Source organism: Actinoplanes sp. NPDC051470, assembly GCF_040682035.1.
In the GTDB taxonomy this organism is placed as follows: Bacteria; Actinomycetota; Actinomycetes; order Mycobacteriales; family Micromonosporaceae; genus Actinoplanes.
The window spans coordinates 166,276-187,152 of sequence record NZ_JBFBAA010000018.1 but is presented as its reverse complement, the minus strand read 5'-3'; the positions used below and the strand labels follow the sequence as shown (position 1 = coordinate 187,152).

The 20,877-nt window shown below is 71.7% G+C and carries 19 protein-coding genes; 10 read left to right on the top strand and 9 right to left on the bottom strand.

Annotation, left to right across the window (positions count from 1 at the left end; all coding sequences use genetic code 11):
• Positions 1-2 precede the first annotated feature (2 nt).
• Positions 3-647 (top strand): response regulator transcription factor, encoded by a 645-nt coding sequence (locus AB0M54_RS29325; protein WP_364474796.1) that lies wholly within the window; start codon positions 3-5, stop codon positions 645-647.
• A 3-nt stretch (positions 648-650) separates the two neighbouring features.
• Here AB0M54_RS29325 and AB0M54_RS29320 read toward each other — a convergent pair whose 3' ends face one another.
• Positions 651-1,307: an HD domain-containing protein gene (locus tag AB0M54_RS29320; protein ID WP_364317914.1), complete on the bottom strand. Its 657-nt coding sequence runs from the start codon at positions 1,305-1,307 to the stop codon at positions 651-653.
• A 69-nt stretch (positions 1,308-1,376) separates the two neighbouring features.
• On the opposite strand from AB0M54_RS29320, the gene AB0M54_RS29315 reads away from it, so the two are divergent.
• Both AB0M54_RS29315 and AB0M54_RS29310 read left to right on the top strand, forming a co-directional pair.
• Complete coding sequence (locus AB0M54_RS29315) at positions 1,377-2,291, top strand: LysR family transcriptional regulator (RefSeq protein ID WP_364474794.1); 915 nt, start codon at positions 1,377-1,379, stop codon at positions 2,289-2,291.
• Between the two features lie 108 nt (positions 2,292-2,399).
• Positions 2,400-4,094: a DEAD/DEAH box helicase gene (locus tag AB0M54_RS29310; RefSeq protein WP_364474792.1), complete on the top strand. Its 1,695-nt coding sequence runs from the start codon at positions 2,400-2,402 to the stop codon at positions 4,092-4,094.
• An 18-nt stretch (positions 4,095-4,112) separates the two neighbouring features.
• Here the strand turns inward: AB0M54_RS29310 and AB0M54_RS29305 are convergent, their stop codons facing one another.
• The 3 genes from AB0M54_RS29305 to AB0M54_RS29295 form a co-directional block, all read right to left on the bottom strand.
• Positions 4,113-4,649, bottom strand: coding sequence for a hypothetical protein (locus AB0M54_RS29305; protein WP_364474790.1), 537 nt, complete (start codon positions 4,647-4,649; stop codon positions 4,113-4,115).
• A gap of 1 nt (position 4,650) precedes the next feature.
• Positions 4,651-5,289, bottom strand: a complete 639-nt coding sequence (locus AB0M54_RS29300; RefSeq protein ID WP_364474788.1) for a lytic polysaccharide monooxygenase — start codon at positions 5,287-5,289, stop codon at positions 4,651-4,653.
• 88 nt (positions 5,290-5,377) lie between these two features.
• Positions 5,378-6,238, bottom strand: a complete 861-nt coding sequence (locus tag AB0M54_RS29295; protein WP_364317905.1) for a LysR family transcriptional regulator — start codon at positions 6,236-6,238, stop codon at positions 5,378-5,380.
• Between the two features lie 117 nt (positions 6,239-6,355).
• Between AB0M54_RS29295 and AB0M54_RS29290 the strand changes: the two genes are divergently transcribed.
• Both AB0M54_RS29290 and AB0M54_RS29285 read left to right on the top strand, forming a co-directional pair.
• Positions 6,356-7,408, top strand: coding sequence for a saccharopine dehydrogenase NADP-binding domain-containing protein (locus AB0M54_RS29290; protein ID WP_364317903.1), 1,053 nt, complete (start codon positions 6,356-6,358; stop codon positions 7,406-7,408).
• Between the two features lie 27 nt (positions 7,409-7,435).
• Positions 7,436-7,957, top strand: a complete 522-nt coding sequence (locus AB0M54_RS29285) for a hypothetical protein (protein ID WP_364317901.1) — start codon at positions 7,436-7,438, stop codon at positions 7,955-7,957.
• A 3-nt stretch (positions 7,958-7,960) separates the two neighbouring features.
• On the opposite strand, the gene AB0M54_RS29280 is transcribed toward AB0M54_RS29285, so the two are convergent.
• Positions 7,961-8,764 carry a hypothetical protein gene (locus tag AB0M54_RS29280; RefSeq protein ID WP_364474786.1) on the bottom strand — a complete coding sequence of 268 codons (804 nt, stop codon included), beginning with the start codon at positions 8,762-8,764 and terminating at the stop codon, positions 7,961-7,963.
• 208 nt (positions 8,765-8,972) lie between these two features.
• On the opposite strand from AB0M54_RS29280, the gene AB0M54_RS29275 reads away from it, so the two are divergent.
• The 3 genes from AB0M54_RS29275 to AB0M54_RS29265 all read left to right on the top strand — a co-directional run bounded on the left by AB0M54_RS29275 (position 8,973) and on the right by AB0M54_RS29265 (position 15,758).
• Positions 8,973-11,108 (top strand): transglycosylase domain-containing protein, encoded by a 2,136-nt coding sequence (locus AB0M54_RS29275; RefSeq protein WP_364317898.1) that lies wholly within the window; start codon positions 8,973-8,975, stop codon positions 11,106-11,108.
• A gap of 78 nt (positions 11,109-11,186) precedes the next feature.
• Positions 11,187-12,677: a VCBS repeat-containing protein gene (locus AB0M54_RS29270; protein WP_364474784.1), complete on the top strand. Its 1,491-nt coding sequence runs from the start codon at positions 11,187-11,189 to the stop codon at positions 12,675-12,677.
• Between the two features lie 99 nt (positions 12,678-12,776).
• The gene (locus AB0M54_RS29265; RefSeq protein WP_364474782.1) at positions 12,777-15,758 is read left to right on the top strand and encodes a discoidin domain-containing protein; all 2,982 of its coding nucleotides are present in this window, start codon (positions 12,777-12,779) and stop codon (positions 15,756-15,758) included.
• A gap of 8 nt (positions 15,759-15,766) precedes the next feature.
• Here AB0M54_RS29265 and AB0M54_RS29260 read toward each other — a convergent pair whose 3' ends face one another.
• Complete coding sequence (locus tag AB0M54_RS29260) at positions 15,767-16,153, bottom strand: hypothetical protein (RefSeq protein ID WP_364474781.1); 387 nt, start codon at positions 16,151-16,153, stop codon at positions 15,767-15,769.
• A gap of 110 nt (positions 16,154-16,263) precedes the next feature.
• On the opposite strand from AB0M54_RS29260, the gene AB0M54_RS29255 reads away from it, so the two are divergent.
• Entirely contained in the window at positions 16,264-16,473 is a 210-nt protein-coding gene (locus tag AB0M54_RS29255; RefSeq protein ID WP_364474779.1) for a GrpB family protein, read from the top strand.
• 29 nt (positions 16,474-16,502) lie between these two features.
• On the opposite strand, the gene AB0M54_RS29250 is transcribed toward AB0M54_RS29255, so the two are convergent.
• Positions 16,503-16,925 (bottom strand): nuclear transport factor 2 family protein, encoded by a 423-nt coding sequence (locus AB0M54_RS29250; protein ID WP_364317889.1) that lies wholly within the window; start codon positions 16,923-16,925, stop codon positions 16,503-16,505.
• A gap of 80 nt (positions 16,926-17,005) precedes the next feature.
• Between AB0M54_RS29250 and AB0M54_RS29245 the strand changes: the two genes are divergently transcribed.
• Entirely contained in the window at positions 17,006-17,593 is a 588-nt protein-coding gene (locus AB0M54_RS29245) for a TetR family transcriptional regulator (protein ID WP_364474777.1), read from the top strand.
• Positions 17,594-17,658: 65 nt separating this feature from the next.
• Here AB0M54_RS29245 and AB0M54_RS29240 read toward each other — a convergent pair whose 3' ends face one another.
• Positions 17,659-19,251: a GGDEF domain-containing protein gene (locus AB0M54_RS29240; RefSeq protein ID WP_364474775.1), complete on the bottom strand. Its 1,593-nt coding sequence runs from the start codon at positions 19,249-19,251 to the stop codon at positions 17,659-17,661.
• A gap of 31 nt (positions 19,252-19,282) precedes the next feature.
• Positions 19,283-20,866 carry a serine/threonine-protein kinase gene (locus AB0M54_RS29235; protein WP_364474774.1) on the bottom strand — a complete coding sequence of 528 codons (1,584 nt, stop codon included), beginning with the start codon at positions 20,864-20,866 and terminating at the stop codon, positions 19,283-19,285.
• Positions 20,867-20,877 lie beyond the last annotated feature (11 nt).

The following is a 20,877-nucleotide window of genomic DNA, read 5'->3' as shown; positions in this document are numbered from 1 at the left end:
CGATGCACGTCGTCATCGCCGAGGACTCCGCGATCCTGCGCGAAGGTCTCGCCCAGCTCCTCACCATGCGCGGCCACGACGTGCGGGCCACCGTCGCCGACGCCCCGGCCCTGCTCGAAGCCGTCACCCAGCACCGCCCCGACGTCGCGATCATCGACATCCGCCTGCCACCCGGCCACACCGACGAAGGGCTCCGGGCCGCCATCCAGCTGCGCCGCGACACGCCGGGAGTCGGTGTGCTGATCTTCTCGCAGTACGTCGAGACGGCTTTTGTCGCCGAACTCCTCGCGGGCGGCTCCGAAGGGGTCGGGTACCTCCTCAAGGAGCGCATCGTCGGGCTCGACGACTTCGACGACGCGTTGCACCGGGTCGCGGCCGGCGGCACCGCCCTGGATCCGGAGGTGGTGACCCAGCTGTTCGGGGTGAGCCGGCACCGCGATCACCTCGCCGAACTCACCGCCCGGGAACGTCAGGTCCTGGCCTTGATGGCACAGGGACGCAGCAACGCGGCCATCGCGGCGCGGCTGCGGGTGACCGAGCGGGCCGTGGAGAAGCACGTCACCAACATCTTCCTGAAGTTCGACCTCCCGCCCTCCGACGTCGACCACCGACGCGTCATCGCCGTGCTGCGCTACCTGCAAAGTTGACGGTCAGCCGGTCAGGATGGCCGTGAAACGCTCCCGGGCCAGGTCGAGCTGGCGGTGGATGTGGGTCTTCACGTCGGGGGCCAGGGGAGTGTCGGCGCGGTCGAGCAGGTCGCGCAGGATCGGGAGGGCGGCCTCGTACTTGCGGGCCGACCGCCGCACCAGGGGGCCGGTCGAGTGGATCAGGCCGACGCCGTTGTCGGTGAAGTCGGACAGCTTGATCACCCGGGCCCACGGTTCGCCGGCGAGAGGTCCGGCCAGGTGCGTGACGTAGTGGTCGACGCGGTCGGCGCCGGGCGGGCGCGGCGGGACGGTGACCGCGGCGACCAGGCGCGCCGCCCGCTCGTTGTGCCGCGACGCGATGTCGGCCACGGTCACCGGCTGGTCCTCGACGGCGTCGTGCAGCAGGCCGGCGACCAGGACGTCGGGGTCGGTCACGCGGTACCGGCTGAGCATGCGGATGGTCACCCTGAGCGGGTGGTTGAGGTACGGCTCCCGGGTACGCCGCTGATCCCGGTGGAGTTCGGCCGCCCACCGGGCCGCCGAGGCGACGGCCGCCCGGCCGGTCGGGGGCAGTTCCAGGTCGAGGCGGCGGCTCAGGCCCTCGGTGCCGTAGACCTCGGTGATGGCGTGCAACGGCATCACTCTCAAGATGGCTTCCATGAACCGATCCTGCTCGGATCGGTACTTCAGCGGAACTATTCAAGGCCGTCTCGGGTATAGCCTGCTTCTATGGCCACGACCCGGGTGTCATCGGATGCGCTGGCGGCGTTCGCGGTCTTCGCCGAGCACCTCAACCTCACCCGCGCCGCGAAGCTGCTGCACATCAGCCAGCCGTCGCTGCACTCGAAACTGGCCACGCTGGCCCGGGAACTGGGCCGCCCGCTGTACGAGCGGGCCGGCAACCGGCTCCAGCTGACGCCGGACGGCGAGCGGGTCGCCCGGTTCGCCCGCGACCACGAGGAACGCCTCGCGCTGTTCCTCGACGAGCTGCGCGGCGTCCCGTCGGCCCGCCCGCTGGTGGTGGCGGCCGGGCACACGGCGTACCTCTATCTGCTCGGCGACACCATCCGCGGCATGCTCGCCGAACGGCCCGGCAGCCTGCGCCCGCTGCACACCAGCCGTCAGCAGATGCGCGCGGCGGTGGTGACCGGCCGGGCCCACCTGGGCGTCTTCACCCTGCACGTGCGCCCCGACGACCTGGTCACGGTGCCGATCGCCACCTATCCGCAGGTGTTGCTCGTACCCGAGGACCACCGCCTGGCCCGCCGACGGAGCCTGCGCCTGACCGACCTGGCCGGCGCCGACCTGATCGTCCCGCCGCCGGCCCGCCCCCATCGCACCAACCTCGAGCGCGCCCTGTCCGAGGCCGGCGTCCCGTGGACCGCCGCCGTCGAGGCCGAGGGCCTGCCGATGACCCTCGACTTCGCCGCCCTGGGCGTCGGCCTGGCCGTGGTGGCCGGCTGCGTCCAGCCCGCGCCGGGCCTGGCCGCCCGCCGCATCACCGACCTGCCGCTGATCACCTTCTACGCGGTGCACCGCCCGGGCGCCCTCGACGACCCGCGGATCGCCGACCTGCTCACCCGCGTCCGCAGGGGCATCCCACCCGCCGCCCGCCGAGCCGCCACCCGGTCCGCCGCGGCGTGAAGCGGTGCGGCCACCCGGCCACCCGATCGGCCGCGGCGTGAAGTCGGGCGGGAGGGGCGCCGCCCGCCCAGCCGCCGGGACGTCGGGACGGCTCCGTATCCTGTAGGCATGGAAGAAGACCTGCTGGACAACTCTGCGGGCTTCGCCGCTCTGGGACTGCGCTCGGAATTGCTGAAAGCGCTGAGTGACCTCGGCTACGAAGAACCCACCCCGATCCAACGTGAGGCGATCCCTCCGTTGATCGCCGGTAAGGACCTCGTCGGCCAGGCCGCGACCGGCACCGGCAAGACCGCCGCCTTCGCGTTGCCGCTGCTCCAGGGGCTCGAGCCGCGAGAATCGGGCAGCCCGGCGGCCCTGATCCTGGTGCCGACCCGCGAGCTGGCCGAACAGGTGTCGCAGGCGACCCACCGCTACGGCCGTGACCTCGGCGTCCGGGTCCTGCCGGTGTACGGCGGACAGCCGATCAGCCGCCAGTTGCAGGTGCTGCGGCGTGGCGTGGACATCGTCGTCGGCACGCCGGGCCGGGTGCTCGACCACATCGAGCGGGGCACCCTGCAGCTCGGCGAGATCCGCGCGGTCGTGCTCGACGAGGCCGACGAGATGCTCGACATGGGCTTCGCCGAGGACATCGAGGCGATTCTGGCCGAGACCCCCGAGGCACGGCAGACGGTGCTGTTCTCGGCGACCATGCCGCCCCGGATCGACGCCATCGCCCGCCGCCACCTGCGCGAGCCGCTGCGGATCCGGATGGGCCGGGACACCGCCGCGGCGGACACCCTGCCCCGCGTACGCCAGAGCGCGTTCTTGATCGCCCGCGCCCACAAGACGGCCGCTCTCGGACGGGTGCTCGACGTCGAGGCGCCCCAGGCGGCGATCGTGTTCTGCCGGACGCGGGAGGAGGTCGACGAGGTCACCCAGAGCCTGAACGGCCGGGGTTACCGCGCCGAGGCGCTGCACGGCGGCATGAGCCAGGACCAGCGTGACCGGGTGATGAGCCGGCTGCGGGCCGGCACCACCGAGCTGCTGGTCGCCACCGACGTCGCCGCCCGCGGCCTGGACGTCGAGCAGCTCACCCACGTGATCAACTACAACGTGCCGTCGGCGCCCGAGGCGTACGTGCACCGCATCGGCCGGGTCGGCCGGGCCGGTCGTGAGGGCGCCGCGATCACCCTGGCCGAGCCGCGCGAGCAGCGGATGCTCAAGGCCATCGAGCGGCTCACCGGCCAGCGGATCACCGCCGAGAAGCTGCCCACCGTGACCGACCTGCGGGCCAAGCGCCTGGAGCTGCTCCGCACGACCGTGCACGAGGCGCTGGAGGACGACGACCTGGACCGGTTCCGGCCGATCCTGGAGCTGCTCGCCGACGACGCCGACATCGAGCTGATCGCCCTGGCCGGGCTGAAGCTGCTGCACGACGCGAACGGCGGCGACGTCGACGAGCCCGAGATCCCGACGGTGTCGCCGGGGCGGGAACGCGAGAGCCGGCCCCGGGACGCGTCCGGGGGTCGCTACGACGACGACCGTCGCGGTGGACCGGCGCGCCAGCGGTCGTCCGGCAACGACACGACCCGGCTGTTCGTCGGGCTCGGCCGCCGCTCGGGCCTGCGACCGCAGGACCTGGTCGGCGCCATCACCGGCGAGGCTGGCCTGCCCTCCCGTGATGTCGGCGCCATCCAGATCACCGATCGCTTCGCGCTGGTGGAGGTGCCCGAGTCGGCCGCCGAGCGGGTGATCCGGTCCTTGCAGCAGACCACCATCCGCGGGAAGCGGCCGACCGTGCGGCGGGAGCGGTTCGAACGTTAGATCTTCACAGCAGAGTTCTCACAGCCCGGCCGCGTCGTCGTAGCGGCGGCGCAGGTCGGTCATCTCGCTTTCGGTCAGGGCCTCCTTCTGGGCCTGCTCGGCGTACTTCGCCGGGAACATCTGCCGCAGCCGGTCGACGAATCGCACGTCGTCGGTCGCCTCGACGATTCGGATGCCCGGCGGCTCGGTGGACATGTCCAGGATCACCGGCCCGGCCAGCTTGACCGCCACGTCCCACGGGCGTCGCTGTTCGGCGACCCCGCAGAGGTGGAAGCCGTAGACCGTGCGGACCTCGGCGAGCGTGCCGGCCTCGGCCGGCTCGTAGCCGTAGACCCGGACCCCGCAGATCACCGCCGGTTCCTTCTCGTCCCCGGCGGTGAGCTGCTGGTGCCCGGCGTGGTGGTGCTGTCCCGGATCCGAGCGTTCAAGGGTGGTCCGCATCCGGGAGGTGATCTGCCCGGCGACATCCTCCGGGCCGGCCGGATCGACCAGGGCGGCCGCGCCGGCCGACGTCGCCAGCAGGATCACGGCCGCCCACACGTGACGACTTCTCATGTCAGCTGAAGGTCACGTCGCTGCACCACATGTAGGCCTGATCGAGGTGCGAGGCCTGCCAGATGACGAACAGGATGTGGTGTCCGGTGTAGCCGGAGGTCGAGACGTCGAACGAGATGTTCTGCGCCGGGGCGTAGCGGCCGGTCTGCTTGATGTAGTCGAGGTTGCCCCAGCCGAGGCTCTGGGTGGCCGGGTTGAACCCCTGCTTGCTCACGTACACCTTGAAGTAGTCGGCGCCGTGACTGGCCTGGTCGTACAGCTGGACGGTGAAGTTGCGGGCCAGGGCGGTGGTCTTCCAGGCGCCGGGTTGGTTCAGGGTGTCGTTCCGGGCCAGGCCGTTGCTGCACAGCTGCCCGTCCGGGGTCCGCGCCTGGAACTGGCCGCCGAGGCCGTCCCGCAGGGCGCTCATCCAGTTCCACATGGTGTCCGGGTTGGCCTGGAACGCCCGGTAGCACATCGGGTCCTGCGTCTGCATGGCCGGGTTCGTGTGCTGACTGCCCCAGGTCTTCCAGCATTGGTACGCGCGGCTGGCCGGATTGATGATCGTGCCGTGGGCCTGGGCCGCGCCGGCCCAGGGCAGCATGCCGGCGATCAGGGCGGTCAGCACGACGAGCACGCGGACGGAACGAGTTCTTCGCACGGTTGTCCTCCTGTATGCGTGGGAGCGCTCCCAAAGTATTGCAGTCATGTGTCCGGATATCAACCAACATCTATGCCAGAACGGCGGGCTACGGCACGACCCAGCACTGCGCGAAGGCCGCCGCCAGCTCACCGCGTTCGCCGGCCCGGGTGGCCAGCACGACCTGACTCGGCTCGACGCCGGTCAGCGGGATCGTCGTCAGGTCGGGGCGCAGGGCCGTGATCGGGATGCTCGCCGGGAGGATGGCCAGCATCCGGCCGGCGGCGATCAGCTCCACCTTGTCCTCGTTCGCGGTCACCAGCGGGCCGTCGGGGGCGGGACTGCCGTCCGGCCGCGGGTCGATGCGCCAGTACGCGTCCAGCACCGGATCGTCGGCCCGGGGCAGCGGCTCGCCGGCGATGTCGTCGACGGTGACCGACTCCTTGCCGGCCAGCCGGTGGTCGCGGGGCACCACCAGCACCCTCGGCTCCTCGTAGAGCACGGTCAGGTCGAGCCTCGACGACGGGACGGGCATCCGGGCCACCGCCACGTCGACCCGCCGCTCGAGCAGGGCGGCCCGGGGCTCTCCCCAGGTCAGATGCCGGGTCTGCACGTCCGCCGACGGGAACCGATGGCGTAGCTCGCGGACTGCGGCCGTGATGGCGACGCCGGTGACGAAGCCGATCGTGATGCCGTCCGGGCGGGCGGCCGTCCGGGCATGCGCGGTGGCCGCCGTGGCCACGTCGAGCAGCTCCCGGGCGTACGAGAGGAAGACCTCGCCCGACGCCGTCAGCGAGCTGCCTCGCGGGGTCCGGTCGACCAGGCGGGCGCCGACCTGCTGCTCCAGGCGCAGGATCTGCCGGCTCAGCGACGACTGGGTCAGATGGAGCGCGGTCGCCGCCCGGCCGAAGTGCCCGTGCCCGGCGAGCACCGTGAACGACCGGACGAGCGTGAGATCGAGGTCGGTCACCCCGCCACCATATCGGTGACCTGCGGTGATGCGTCGATCGGGACACCCCTCCCGGAACCGTCATTGGACCTGGCCCGGGCCGGGGGCGCACGGTCGAACCCGACGAAGGAGAGTGCGATGGGTGAGATCTGGATCGTCGGGGCGACCGGGCGCAGCGGGCGGATGATCGCCGCGAACCTGGCCGGACGGCACGACCTGGTGCTGGCCGGACGGGACGCGACCCGCCTGCACGAGCTGGCCGGCCGGGTCGGCGGGACGGCCCGCACGGTGGTCGGCGCGACACCGGAGGCGCTGGCCGGCGAGATCGGGCGGGCGCGACCCGCGGTGGTGATCAACCTGATCGGGCCGTTCACACGCACCGCGGCGCCGATCGTCCGGGCCTGCCCGCCGGGAACCGGCTACGTCGACATCTCCAACGAGCTGTTCGGCATCAAGGCCCTGCTCGACCGGCACGACGAGGCGGCCGCCGCGGGGCGGACGGTGGTGACCGGCGCCGGGTTCGGGGTGCTGGGCTCCGAGGCGCTGGCGTTGCACCTGTGCGCGGGGCGGCCGGCGCCCGAGCGGGTCCGGTTCGACCGGGTGGCGATGATCGCGGGTGAGGCCGAGCCGATGGGCGAGGCCCTGGCCGGCAGCATTGTGGACGGGATCCTCGGCGGCGGCTGGGCCTACCGCGGCGGCCGGCTGGTCCCGGCGCCGGTCGGTGCGGCCGCCGAGCGGCAGACCATGCCGGACGGCTCGACCGCGACCACGTCGTCCTTCCCCTCCGGTGACCTGATCGCCGTGCAGCGGGCCACCGGGGCCGCGGAGGTCCTGATCGCGGCGGCCGAGGCGCCGTCCGGGCCGCTGGTGCGGGTCGCCGTGCCGGTGGCGAGGTCGGTGCTGCGGGTGCCGGCGATCCGCCGGTGGGCGACCGCCCGGATGGCCGCCATGACGATCGGCGGCAAGCCGCCGGCCAGCGAATACACCTGGGTGCGGGGCCGGGTCAAGGAGCGCGGGGGACCGGTGCGTGAAGGGTGGCTGCGCGCGGGGGAGGCGATGGCTTTCACGTGTACGGTCACCGCGTTGACCGCCGCGCGCCTGGCCCGCGGCGAGGGCAAGCCGGGTGCGTACACGCCGGGCGCCCTGTTCGGGACGGAGCTGGCCGAGGAGGCCGGCGCGACCTTCCACTGAGGCCGCTGGAGAGGGCATGATGTGGCGGTGCGAGCGCCCCTTCTCCTGACCGTGGCCGTGCTGGGTCTCAGCGCGTGCTCGTCGTCCCCGACGCCGCCGGGCGCCCGCGCGACCGTCTCCCCGGCCATCTCGGCGGCGCCGGCGCCCACCGGATCGGCCCCGGCCCCCGCGGCCTCCGGCGCCCCGTTCGCCCCGCCCACCGGCACGCCGGCGCCGGGCGGCCACGAGGTGAAGGCCGGCGGCAGGACGATCGGGGGCATCGCGCCCGGCCTTGACCTGCCGCCCGGCAGCAAGGTCACCGACAGCATCGTCACCGGTGAGAGCACCACCGTGATCCTCGCCGCACCGAGGCCGGCCGCGGTCCTGGCCCACTACCGCGCCAAGGGCCCGGCGGCCGGCTACACCGTGGGCTCGGACACCGGCGGCACGCTGGCCCTGACCGGGAAGCGCTGGCAGGTGACCGTGACGACGCAGGCCAAGGACAGCACGCTCACCTTCCAGCCCATCGCGGCGGGCGACCCCACCGAGGCGGTCACCCCGGGCATCTGACGCTCAGGCGGTGAACCGGGTCCGCGGCCGCCGGGCCACCACGGCCACGACTGCGCCGGCCAGCAGGAGAAGGGCGCCGACTCCGAGGATCGTGGCGGTGTTCGTACCGGTCAGCGGGAGACCGCCGTCATCGCCGGTACCCGCACCGGCGCCGGCCGCGGGCGGGACGCTGGCGGAGGCCGACGTCGCCGGGGTGGTCGGCTCGGAGGGCGAGGATGGCTCGGTCGGCGGTGTGGACGGCGTGATCACCTTCACATAGGCGAAGCCGAGCGGGTTCGGGTCGGCCGGGACGGGCAGGTCACGCGACTCCAGCAGCAGGACGCCGTCCGCCCCGGGCGCCGGGGGCCGCTGCTTGTCACCGTCCCGCAGCGCCAGGCCGTGGATGCCACCCTGCCCCTCGCCGTAGGACTTCGGGTACCAGCGGAAGATGATGGCGCCGGGCTTCTCGGTCTGCTTCGCCTCGAGGGCGACCTGGAAGCGGGCGAGCTGGTAGCGGCCGCCGGGCTCCAGGGTCTGGTCGATCTGGCACCACGCGCCGTCGAGATTGCTGTCCTTGTAGTAGTAACAGTTGGTGAACTCGCGCGGCAGGTTGAGGTCGTTCAGGACGCGGATGTTGACCAGCACGCCACCGGCGAACTCGGTGTCGTTGCGGTTGCCGACACCCAGCGTGACCGGGGCGGACTCGCCCGGTCGGATCTCGTGCGGGACGGGCTTGCCGGCGTCGTCGCGCTCGACCAGAGCGGTGACGTGGAACTCGGCGTCGGCGGCCTGAGCGGCCGCGGGGACCGCCAGTAACGCGACCGACATGAATGCCGCGCCGAGGGCGCGAACGATGATCTTCGCTACTTCTCCCCGTGGATGGATGGCCGGGAGACTGTACTGAGGATCGATGTCCCGGTGGCGCTCAGGGTGCTCCCGGGAAAGCGACGTATCCTTTCCTGTCCGGCGATTCAAACGCGCGCGCCCTGGGTAGTGGCCCGGTGCGTCGTGAAGCAACCTGTGCGAAAGGGGCCTTGTGTCCAGCGGTAACCGGCCGAAAGCCCGATCGTTCATCACCAAGGCCGGAGCGCTGGCGCTCTGTGGTCTTCTGACCGGCATCGTGGTCTCCGCCGCCTCGTTCCCCGCCGCCGCCCTCTCGGGGCTGGCCGCCAAGGAGGGCGCCGCGGAGTTCGCCGCGCTGCCGAAAGCGATCGTCGACCAGACCGCGCCACAGGTCACCCGGGTGTACGCCGCGGACGGCCGCTCGCTGATCGCGACCGTCTACGACGAGTTCCGCAGCGACGTGCCGATCAGCCAGATCTCGATGAACATGCAGAACGCGATCGTGGCCGCCGAGGATCACAACTTCTACACCCACAACGGCGTCGACGCGAAGGGCATCGCCCGGGCGTTCGTGAACAACCAGAACGGCGGCTCGCAGCAGGGGGCATCGACGCTGACCATGCAGTACGTGCGGATGGCTCAAGCGTACGGCGCCCGGACGCCGCAGGAGGCGATCGACGCGACCAAGGACACGCCGGAGCGCAAGGTCGCCGAGATGAAGAACGCGCTGCAGATCGAGAAGGACCTCGACAAGAAGCAGATCCTCGAGCGCTACCTCAACCTGGCGCCGTTCGGCAACGGCGCGTACGGCATCTACGCCGGCAGCCAGGTCTACTTCAAGAAGTCGCCCAAGGACCTGACGATCGCCGAGGCCGCCCTGCTCGCCGGCATGGTCAAGGCTCCGACCGCGTTCGACCCGACCACCAAGTCCGGCTACCCGCAGGCGCTCGACCGCCGCAACTACATCATCGACAACATGCTCTCGCTCCAGCAGATCACCCAGGCCCAGGCCGACGCGGCCAAGAAGGTGAAGCTGGTTCGCACGGCCAACCACCCGGGCAACGGCTGCACCGAGGTCCGTACCAACAGCTGGGGCTTCTTCTGCGACTACTTCTACCGCTGGTGGCTGGGTCAGAAGGACTTCGGCGCCAACGCGTACGAGCGGGAGCGCCTGCTCAAGACCGGTGGCTACACGATCGTCACGTCGCTCGACGTCAAGGCGCAGGAGTCGGCCCGCAAGGAGATCCTGAAGAAGACGCAGGACAACGACAAGAACGCCGCCCTGATCGCCGGCATCGAGCCGGGCACCGGACACATCAAGTCGCTGGCCGCCAACCGCAAGTTCAAGCTGGACGACGGGGCCAACCCGAAGAGCTCGAACCCGGAGTCGCGGCGGGCCGGCGCCAAGGCGACGTACCCGAACACCACCAACCCGATCATCACCGGCGGTGGCGGCCTCGACGGCTACCAGGCGGGCTCGGTGTTCAAGATGTTCACCATGGTCGCCGCCCTCGAGGACGGCAAGGGCCTGGACTACTCGATCACCTCCGGGTCGACCTACCGGACGCGGTACCCGGTCTCCCCCAGCTCGCCGGCGGCCTGCCCGGGCACCTCGGTGTACTGCGTGTCGAACGCGTCGAAGAGCGAGCAGGGCACGTTCAACATGTGGACCGGCTTCGGCAAGTCGGTCAACACCTACTTCGTGCCGCTGCAGGAGCAGGTCGGCGCCGAGAAGGTGGTGGACGTCTCGAAGCGGTTCGGCATGGTCTACCGCTCGGCCAGCGACCGGAAGCTGCTCGAGACCAAGGAGGCGGCCCACGACTTCGGCGCCTTCACGCTGGGCGTGACCGCGTCGACGCCGCTGGACATCGCGAACGCGTACGCCACGCTGGCCGGTGACGGCATGTACTGCTCGCCGACCCCGATCAAGCAGATCTACGCGGCCGACAAGTCCAAGGTCAAGACCGGTCAGCCGTCCTGCACCCGGGCCACCTCGGCCGACGTGGCCCGCAAGGCGCTCGACGCGGCCCGCTGCCCGGTCGGCGACCGCGCCCAGCTCGGCAACTGCGGCGGCGCCACCGAGCCGAACGCCCGCCGGGTGATCGACCACCCGATCTTCGGCAAGTCCGGCACCACCGACAGCGGCCGCACCGCGTCGCTGGTGGTGGGCTCGCAGAGCCTGGTCGTGGCCGGCTACCTGGTCAACCCGGACTGGGCCAACCACACCGACAAGATGCGTCACGACATCATCAACCCGATCGTCTACAACACGCTGGCCGACTATCTGAAGGGCACCGAGAGCAAGGAGTTCAAGAAGCCAGGAGATTGACAGTTTCCGCCGTGGATTCGGGCACCACCGCTCGGATAGGGTTCGTCCCATCGAACGGCATTCACGGGGGAAGTTGTCTTGAAGGTCTCGCGCGCCTCGGTCGGTCTCATCGCGGCGGTCATCGCGGTGAGTTCGCTCGGCCTGGGCTCTCCGGCCCAGGCCGACCCGAAGAAGGCCATCCCGTCCGTGCCCTGCGCGGCCGGGGGAGTGACGAGGGCCGACACCGCCGTCGCGACCAAGATCCGGCCGCTGATGACCGGCCGCCGGCTCGGCCGCTCGGTGTCCGGTTACAGCATCTCGTGCGCCCGGGCCATCGTCGGCCACGTGCTCGGGCGCAAGCTGCCGGCCCGGGCCGCGGTGATCGCCGTGACGACCGCGATCACCGAGAGCAGCCTGCGCAACTACTCGCTCGCGGTCGACCACGACAGCCTGGGCCTGTTCCAGCAGCGTCCGTCCATGGGCTGGGGGCGCCCGAGCCAGCTGCTCGACCCGGCCTACGCCACCCGCAAGTTCCTCGACAAGATGCTGCGGACCCACCCGGGCAACCGGTGGATGAGCGGTGAGATCGGCCGGATCAGCCAGCGGGTGCAGGCGTCGAGCTTCCCGACCGCGTACGAGCCCGAGGTCGGCGACGCCGCCCTGATCGTCGCGCAGCTGCTGAACAGCCCGCGGACGCCCGCCACGACGACCACCGCGCCGCGTACGCCGAGCGGGCCGTACAGCAAGACCCTGCTCGAGGCCGCCCCCGGGCTGCCCGAAGCCTTCGACGACCGGCACCAGCTGATGCTGGCCGACTGGAACGGCGACGGCCACCAGGACCTCGTCGTGCTCCAGCGCTCCGGCACGCTCACCGGCCGGGTCGAGGTGCAGGTCGTCAACGGTGCCCGCCAGTTCCGTGACCCGCTGCTCCGCACCACCGTGCCGATGGACGCGACCGACGACCGCCACGCGTTCGCGATGGCCGACTGGAACGCCGACGGCCGCGCCGACCTCGTGGTCATCCAGCGGTCCGGCACGGCCAGCGGCAAGACCGAGGTCCGGGTGCTCGACGGCGCCTCGTTCCTGCAGCGCTGGCTCCCGGCGGTGGTCACCGCGCTCGGCCCGACCGACGCCTGCCACGTGTTCTCGGTCGCCGACTGGAACGCCGACAAGCGACCCGACCTGACCGTCATCCAGCAGTGCGGCACGCCCAGCGCCCGCACCGAGGTCCGGGTGCTCGACGGCGCCTCGGGCCTCCAGCAGTTCCTCCGGCAGGACGTCACCCCGATGGCCGCGACCGACGCCCGGCACTCCTTCACGCCGATGGACTGGAACGGCGACGGGCAGCTCGACCTGGTGCTGACCCAGAAGTCCGGCGCCGCCGGCAACAAGACCGTGGTGCGGGTGCTCGACGGCGCCAAGGGCTTCCGCAGCGACGTCGTTCCGGCGATCACGGCCCGCGTCACCACCGACGACCGCCACGCGATCGCGGTGACCGACTGGAACGCCGACAAGAAGCAGGACCTGGTCGTGATCCAGAAGGCGGGCACCGCCACCGGCCGGAGCGACCTGCACATCTTCGCCGGCTGACGACGTTGTTTCCTTGACGTTTCCTGTTCGGGCCTGTTTCCATTCGTGGACGTAGATGTTCGTCCGCGTTCGGCTGGTGGGGGAAACGTGAGCTGGTTCGTGCGATTGAGTGCGGCGGCCGCCGTGACCACGCTGGCGGTGTCCCTCGCGGCCGTCCCGGCGTACTCGGCTGAGATCTTGCCCTTGTATCCCTCGACCGGTGACGGGACCGCCTTCCTGGACCACCGGGCGCTCCTCGGCGACGTGCCCGAGCCGGCCTGGTACGAGGCGAACATCCCGTTCGTCGACATCCCGGACCGGGACGTGCGCGACACCTACTACTACCGGTGGCGCACCTTCAAGGAGGCGCTCAAGTTCACCGGGCCGAAGGACGGCTGGATCGTCACCGAGTTCCTCGGGCCGGTCGGCTACTCGGCGCCGTTCGGCGGCATCAACGCGGCCGCCGGCCACCACGTCTACGAGGGACGGTGGCTGCGCGACCGGCGGTACCTGGACGACTACCTCGACTACTGGCTCAGCGGCTCGGGTTCGGAGGCCAAGCCGGCCACCGAGGGCCTGAACAAGAACACCACCGACTGGGCCCACCAGTACTCGTTCTGGGCGGTCGACGCGGCGGTGGCGCGGGCCGAGGTCACCGGTGACTTCCGGTTCCTCCAGGACCGGCTGCCGCAGCTGCGCAAGCAGTACGAGGGCTGGAAGAAGAGCAACTTCGACGCCGCCCGCGGGCTCTACTGGCAGACGCCGGTGTGGGACGCGATGGAGTTCACCGCCGGCTCCTACCAGACCGCCGATCCCTACCACGGCGGCGACGGCTTCCGGCCCACGCTCAACGCCTATCAGTACGGCGACGCCCGCGCGTTGGCGCTGCTGCTGCGCCGGGCCGGTTCGCCCGACGCCGCGAAGTACGAACGGGAAGCGGCGGCGCTCAGCCGGAACATGGAGCAACAGCTCTGGGACGGCGACTTCTACAAGCATGTGCAGCGCGACGCGACCACGCCGATCGACGACCGTGAGCTGATGGGCTACGTGCCGTGGTACTTCCACATGCCACCGGCCGCCGACGCCAAGGCCTGGGCCCAGCTGACCGACCCGCGGGGCTTCGCCGCCACGTACGGCCCGGCCACCACCGAGCGGCGCAGCCCGTGGTTCATGCACGAGGCGCTCGACGGCTGCTGCCGGTGGGACGGGCCGAGCTGGCCGTACGCGACGAGCCAGACGCTGACCGCCCTGAGCAACCAGCTCCTCGACTACCCGGCCCAGCCCTATGTGGACCGGGACGACTTCAACACGCTCCTGCGGGGGTACGCGCTGACGCAGCGCAAGAACGGCCGGCCCTACGTGGCCGAGGCGCACCACCCGGACGAGGACCGCTGGATCTACGACGGCCGCGGCCACAGCGAGGACTACAACCACTCCACGTTCACCGACATCGTGCTGAACGGGCTCTTCGGGATCCGGCCGCAGGCCGACAACAGCGTGCGCGTCGCCCCGCTCGCCCCGGCGTCGTGGGACCACTACGCCGTCGAGAACGTGCCCTACCACGGCCACAACCTGACCGTGCTGTGGGACCGGACCGGTTCGGCGTACGGGCAGGGCGCCGGCTTCCGGGTGTACGTCGACGGCGTCCTCGCGTCATCGCAGGCCGCGCCCGGCGACGTGCGGGTGAAGGTCGGCGGGCCGGTGCCGCAGAAGCTGCCGGCGCTCGTCGACGACGCCGCCAACCCGAGCGAGGCCGGCTACCCGGCCGCGCGGGCATCCTACACCTGGGCGGGCGACTCGGCCGCCAACGCCATCGACGGCCAGAACTTCCACCTGGACACCCCGACCACCCGCTGGACCACCTGGCAGTCGCCGAACCGCGGCGACTGGCTCGAGGTCGACCTGGGCGCCTCGTCGGTGGTCTCCGACGTGCGGGTCGACTTCTACGACGACGGTGGCGGCGTGCGGACCCCGGACACCTTCGCGGTGCAGTACCTCGCCGGCGAGACCTGGCGGGACGTGCCCGGCCAGCGCCGCGACCCGGCCACCCCGGCCGCCCGCACGATCAACCGCGTCGTCGTCGACCCGCCGATCCGCACCGACCGGCTGCGCGTGGTCGCCGCCCGCGCCGGCGGGGGAGCGGTCGGCATCACCGCGCTCCAGTCCTGGCGCCGCCCCGACAACCGCCTCCAGGTCACGATGCCGCCGTCGGTGGCGGTCGACGCCGGCGCGACCTTCCGCGTCAAGAGCCGGGTCACCGCGACCGCGGCCACTCCCGATGTCCGGGTGGAACTCGCCGTCCCCCGTGGCTGGACGGCGTCACCGGTGACCGCCGCGACCACGCCGCTGCTGCCCGCCGGGGACACGCTCACCACCACCTGGAAGGTGACCGTCCCCGCCGACGCCCGCCTGACCGACCGCCTTCCGGTGCGCGCCCTGGCCCGGTCCGGCGGGGCGCTGGGCCGGGTCAGCTCGGCGGTCACGTCGACGGCGTACCAGTTCGACCCGGCCGACTACCCGGCGGTCGCGTGGGACGACGACTTCACCACCGACCGCCTCCCGGTCTACCGCGTCGACCATCCGGTGAACGAGCCGTCCCCCGCGCTGGCTGTCGCCGGTGGCGCGTTGACCGCCACGGCCACCGGCCGGGCCTTCGCGGTCCTCGCGGCGCCGGCCGCCGTGAAATCGGAGGGGACCGCGCTGATCCTCACCCCCGAGCGGTTCTCCGGGGCGTCACCCGAGGACAGCCTGTTCCTCGGCGCCTCGGCCGGCCACGGCGACAACGCGCTGGCCTGGTACAACAACTTCCACGGCAGCTCCGGCGCCGACGTGCAACGCGGCGGCGCGGGCCGGCCCGAGGCGACCGGCGGGTGCTGTGCGGCATACCGCTGGGAGCCCGGCGACCGGATCGCGGTGCTGCTGCGCTGGGGCCGGCTCAGCACGTGGGCCGAGCACGACGGCAGGTGGACCCAGATCCACGACGCTCCGGTGAGCGCGGCGGTCGACGACGCGACGCTGAGCACCTGGTCGCCGGCGTTCGGCGTACGGCTGGACCCGGGTTCTCTCGCCCTCGGCCACTTCACCGTCCGGACCCGCGCCTAGCCGCGCTGTCAGATGTAGTGAGCCGCCTTGCACGCGTCCACCAGGTCGGCCAGGGCTTCGCTCACCATCCCGGCCTCCTTCGCCGGGTCGCCGCCGGCCTGGATCCGGGTGGCCGCCGCCACCGCGAAGTTGGACAGCAACTGCGCCTTGAACCTGATGTCGTTGTCCGCCGACCGCGCGCCCCGGTCGCCCACCTCGTACAGCCGCTCGATCGTCACCTTGGAACCGTCGTCCACGATCTTCTTCGCCTCGCGGCAGGTCGGTCCCGCGGCGTCGACCGCACGAGAAGAAGCAACCGGCGCGACGGGTGAGGGGCTGCCCGCCGGCCCGCCGCCGCCCGCGGCGCAGCCGGTCGTCACCAGGACCGTCAGCAGCATCAACCGTCGCATTCGCACCCGGCTCATCCTTCCCGGCGCCCGCCCCGGCCGACCTGGCGTGGCCGCATGCGGTCAGCGCCCGAGTCCCAACTCGGCGGCGACCGCGCTGGGTGCGGCAGGGTAGGGCGATGACGGACGACAATGCTGCCGCGTCCCGGGTCAGCGACTACTTTCGAACCCATCCTGCGGCCGCTCATCAGTACGAAGCGTTGAAACGACAGCTCGCCATCCAGCACGCTCACGATCGCAATGCTTACACCGACGGCAAGAGCGCCATGGTCGCCGCAATCACCGTCGATGCCCGCCGATGGCGGGCTGAAAATGAGCGCGCGCAGTAGGCCCCGGTCGTGAACGTGTCGTCGGGAGGCTAAACGTTGCCGGCGGCGGCCAGGGTTTCGGCCAGTACCAGAGGGTTGAGGTAGTCGCGGTACGAGACGACCAGGCCGTCCCTCATCCGCAAAACGGCAATGATCGTCTGGTGCAAAGGCGCGCCCGTGGGGATCACGGTGCCGTGAGCCTCGTACTCGACGATCACCACCTCGGGGTCCGCGGTCTCGTGAATCACCGTGTTGCGGTACTCGTCGAACTTGACGAGGCCGTTGGCTTGCGCGGTCAGGAACTCGTGGATCTGATCGCGGCCCTCCACGCGGTCCGGGATACCTTCGGGTCGGTACGGCCACTCGACATAGCCGTCCGCCGCGAACAAGTTGACGAACGCTTCAGTGTCCTGCTCGCGGCTCGCGCGCAGGAGCTGCTCGACGACTTCGCGTGATGTGGCAGCCACGGCCACCACCCCCTTCGTTGAACGCCTGTTGATTGAACGAGCGTAGAACGAATAAGCGCGCCGGTCAACAGCCGTAGAATGAACCCGTGACTGAATCGAGCCCCCGGCCTACCAGAGCGGAGCAACGTCGACAGAGCGAGGAGCGCATCCTCGCCGCGGCCCGTCACCTCTTTGCCGAACTCGGCTACGACCGAACCACCATCCGGGCCATAGCGGCTGCGGCCTCCGTCGACGCCGGACTGGTCATGCACTACTTCGGCAGCAAAGACCTGCTCTTCGCCCGAGCCGTCGAGGTGCCCGCCGATGAACTGCCCGGCGGGACCTCGGGCGAGGTGGCCGAGGCGCTGCTCACGTCGCTGGGCCGGCGCCTGACCGGCGAGCCGGTGGCCTCCCTGGCTGTGCTGCGCTCGATGCTCACCAATGCCGACGCCGCTGATCGATACCGGGCCGCCGGAGAGGCCCAGCTCAACCAGCTCACCGAGGCGATACCCACGTCCGACGCCGACCTGCGCGCGAGCCTGCTCAGCGCGATCATCCACGGCGTGATCGCCGAGCGATACCTGCTACGCCTCACGCACCTCGCCGACGCCTCCCCCGAGCAGATCATCGACCTACTGCGCCCGTGCTTCCAAAGTCTGGCAACACCTCCGCCGACATCGGTGAAGCCCCAGTAGACGACGGTGGCGTCGGCCGCCGCGACGGAACGACTCGGCGATGATCACGAACGGCGGCTGCCGTACTAGCTGGCCACGCGGTTGCGGCCGGCTCGTTTGGCTCGGTAGAGGTTGCGGTCGGCGCGGAGGTTGGCCTCGGTCAGGTCGCCGGTGGGGGCGACCTCGGCCAGGCCGATGCTCAGCGTGATGGTCAGGGCCGGGTCGAGGTCGGGCCAGGTCAGGGCCGCGATGCGGGTACGCAGCATCTCGCAGCGCGCCTCGGCGTCGGCGGCGTGGGCGGACGGGAGGGCGATCAGGAACTCCTCGCCGCCCATCCGGGCCACCAGGTCGGTGTCCTGCGCGCCGGCCAGCAGTTCGCCGGCGATGCGGCTGAGGACCGCGTCGCCGCTGTGGTGGCCGTACCGGTCGTTGACGGTCTTGAAGTGGTCGATGTCGGCGAACGCCAGCCACAGCGGGCCGGCCGCGGCCATCTCGGGCAGGCGCTGCTCGGCGTGGCGGCGGTTGGGCAGGCCGGTCAGCACGTCCTCGCCGGCCTGGCGCTGCCAGCTCAGGGTGGCCAGCTCCAGTTCGGCGCTGCGGATCCGGGCCAGCTCGGCCTCGAGGCGGGCGTTGTCCAGCTCGAACTGGTGCACCGCCATGCGGGCGCGGACGGCGGCGGCGTCGCTGTGCGCGGTCCGCTCCAGGTCGTGGAAGAGCCGGTAGTGCTTGAGCGCCGCCGCGTACTCGCCGATGCTCTCGTACGTCTCGGACAGGTCCTGATGAATGATCATCGCCATCGGGGTCTCGCCGGTGGCGACCGCCTGGGCGAGGGACTGCTGGAACAGGTCGATGGCCTCGGGGCCGGCGCCGCGCAGGAGCTGCACGCGGGCCGCGTGCTGCAGGGTGCCCAGCTCGATCGAGTCGTAGCCGTGCGCGACCGCGATCCGCCGGGCCTCGGCGATCATCCGGGTCGCGGCCGGGAGGTCGCCGTCCAGCGCCCGCAGCATGCCGAAGTTGTCCAGGCTGATCGCGACCCGGAACGGGTTGCCGGCCGTACGGGCCAGCTCCAGCGCCTCGCCGACGTGCCCGAGGGCGGCGCGCAGGGTGTCCTCGGCGCCGGCCGGGTCGCCCGCGGCGCGTTGCCGGGCCACCTGGTGGATGGCGTTGTCGGCGAGGTTGTTGAGCACACAGAACTGGGCCTCGGCGTCCATGCCGGCGACCATCCGCAGGGCGTTCAGCAGGTACGTGGTGCTCAGCGCGTAATCGCCCATGCTGCTGTGCACCACGCCGGTCCGGTTATGCACCCAGTAGAGCAGGTCCTGATCGCCGAGCCGGTGCGCGATGTCCCGGCCCCGGGTCAGCGCGGCCAGGGCCTCCTCGTGCAGGCCGAGCTCGTTGAGCGCCATGGCTTCGACGGTCAGCACGTCGCAGATCGCCGCGTCGTCGCCCAGCGTCTCCAGCAGCGCCACGGCGTCCCGGCAGGCGGTGACCGACTCCTCCTGGCCGCCGAGCCGCAGCAGCTGGGTGGCCTGGGAGCGCAGCGCCCGGGCCTGCGACGCGTCGTCGCCGGTCGCGGCGGCCAGTTCCGCCGCCTGCCGGGCCAGGGCACAGCCGTCCCGGTAGTCACCGGCCAGCCGGGCCTGCTCCGCGCGCTCCAGCAACCCGGTCGGCCCATTCATGGTCCTACGTATCGCCCAGGGCGGCCCCGACTTAAGTGATTCGGACCTCGACGTCGTTGAACGAGGCGCCGTACGGCGGGGTCTCGTTGCCGGGCGCGCTGACCAGGCCGATCATCGGGCGTCCGCGGTCGATGTCGGTCTCCGGCAGCGCCGCCTCGCCCACCTGCACGCCGTCGTGCCCGAACCGGACCACCCCGCCCCGCACCACCACCTGCAACCGCACCGGCTGCCCCACCTTCAACTGCCCGGCGCCGGTCAGCGGCACCTCACGGGCGACGTAGGCGATCTCGCCGTCCCGGTCGACGGCCAGCCGGAACGCGTCTTCACACGCGGTGATCTGATAGCTGCGCTCGGCCTTCCAGTACAGCCAGACGCCCAGGCAGCTGCCGGGCTCCTCGATCCGCCCGGTGACCGCGATGGCGTGGTCGCCGGACAGCTCCTTCTCGGGGCCGGCGCAGGTGTAGAAGCCGGGGCTGACCCGGTGCACCCGGAGCGCACCCTGGGTCACGTCGCAGTTCGACTGCTCCTCGCCGACGATGAAGGTGCCGTTCCACTGCCCGGCCACGGTCAGCGTGTCGGTGATGAACGGCCGGCCCGCGGGCAGGCCGAACGGCGGCGGCCCGGGTTGCGCGGCGAGCTTTCGCTGGGCGACCAGTCCGGCGGCGCCCAGCAGCAGGATGACGGCGGCGAGGGCGGCGACCAGCCACCGGCGGCGGGAACGCCGGGGCTTCTGAACCACCTCGGTGACCGCGCCGCGCAGCGAGTCGCTCAGCTGCGGCCCCGAGCCGATGAGCTGGTCGATCAGATCGCGAGCGGTCGGCCGCAGCGCCGGGTCGGGCTGCAGCGCGGCCTCCACCAGCAGGCGCAACCGGTCGTCCAGGCCGCGCAGGTCGGGTGGCTGGGACATGATCCGGGCCGCCGTCGCGGCCGGCGAGTCGGCGTCGAACGGGCCGTGCCCGGTGGCCGCGAACGTCACCACGCAGCCCCAGGCGAAGATGTCGGCGGCAGGGGTCAGCGCCCGGCCCCGCCCGTCGAAGCGCTCCGGCGACATGTACGACACCGTGCCGACCATCTGCCCGCTGCGGGTGTGCTCGGTGGTCGCCTCGAGCGCCCGGGCGATGCCGAAGTCGATCACCTTGGGGCTGCCCGGGGCCAGGAGCACGTTCTGCGGCTTGAGGTCGCGGTGGATGATGCCGGCGTCGTGGATGGCGACCAGGGCGGTGGCCACGCCGATCGCCACCGAGTGCACGTGCGAGCCGGTCAGCGGGCCCCGCTCGCGGACCACGTCGTACAGCGACGGCCCGTCCACGTACTCGACGACCAGGTAGGGCCGGGCGGCGTCGGGGTCGGCGTCGAGCACCGCCGCGGTGCAGAACGGCGGCACCTGCCGGGCCCGCTCGACCTCGGAGCGGAACCGGCGGCGGAACTCGTCGTCCCCGGCCAGCTCGGCGTGCACCACCTTGACCGCGACGAGCTGCCCGGCCGGGTCACGGGCCAGGTAGACCACGCCCATCCCGCCCGAGCCCAGCCGGCCGACCAGGGCATATGGGCCGATGTCGGACGGATCGCCGGCACGCAGGGACTCCCCGTCCCGCCGGTGCCTGGCCTGCTCCATCGGACGGAGGG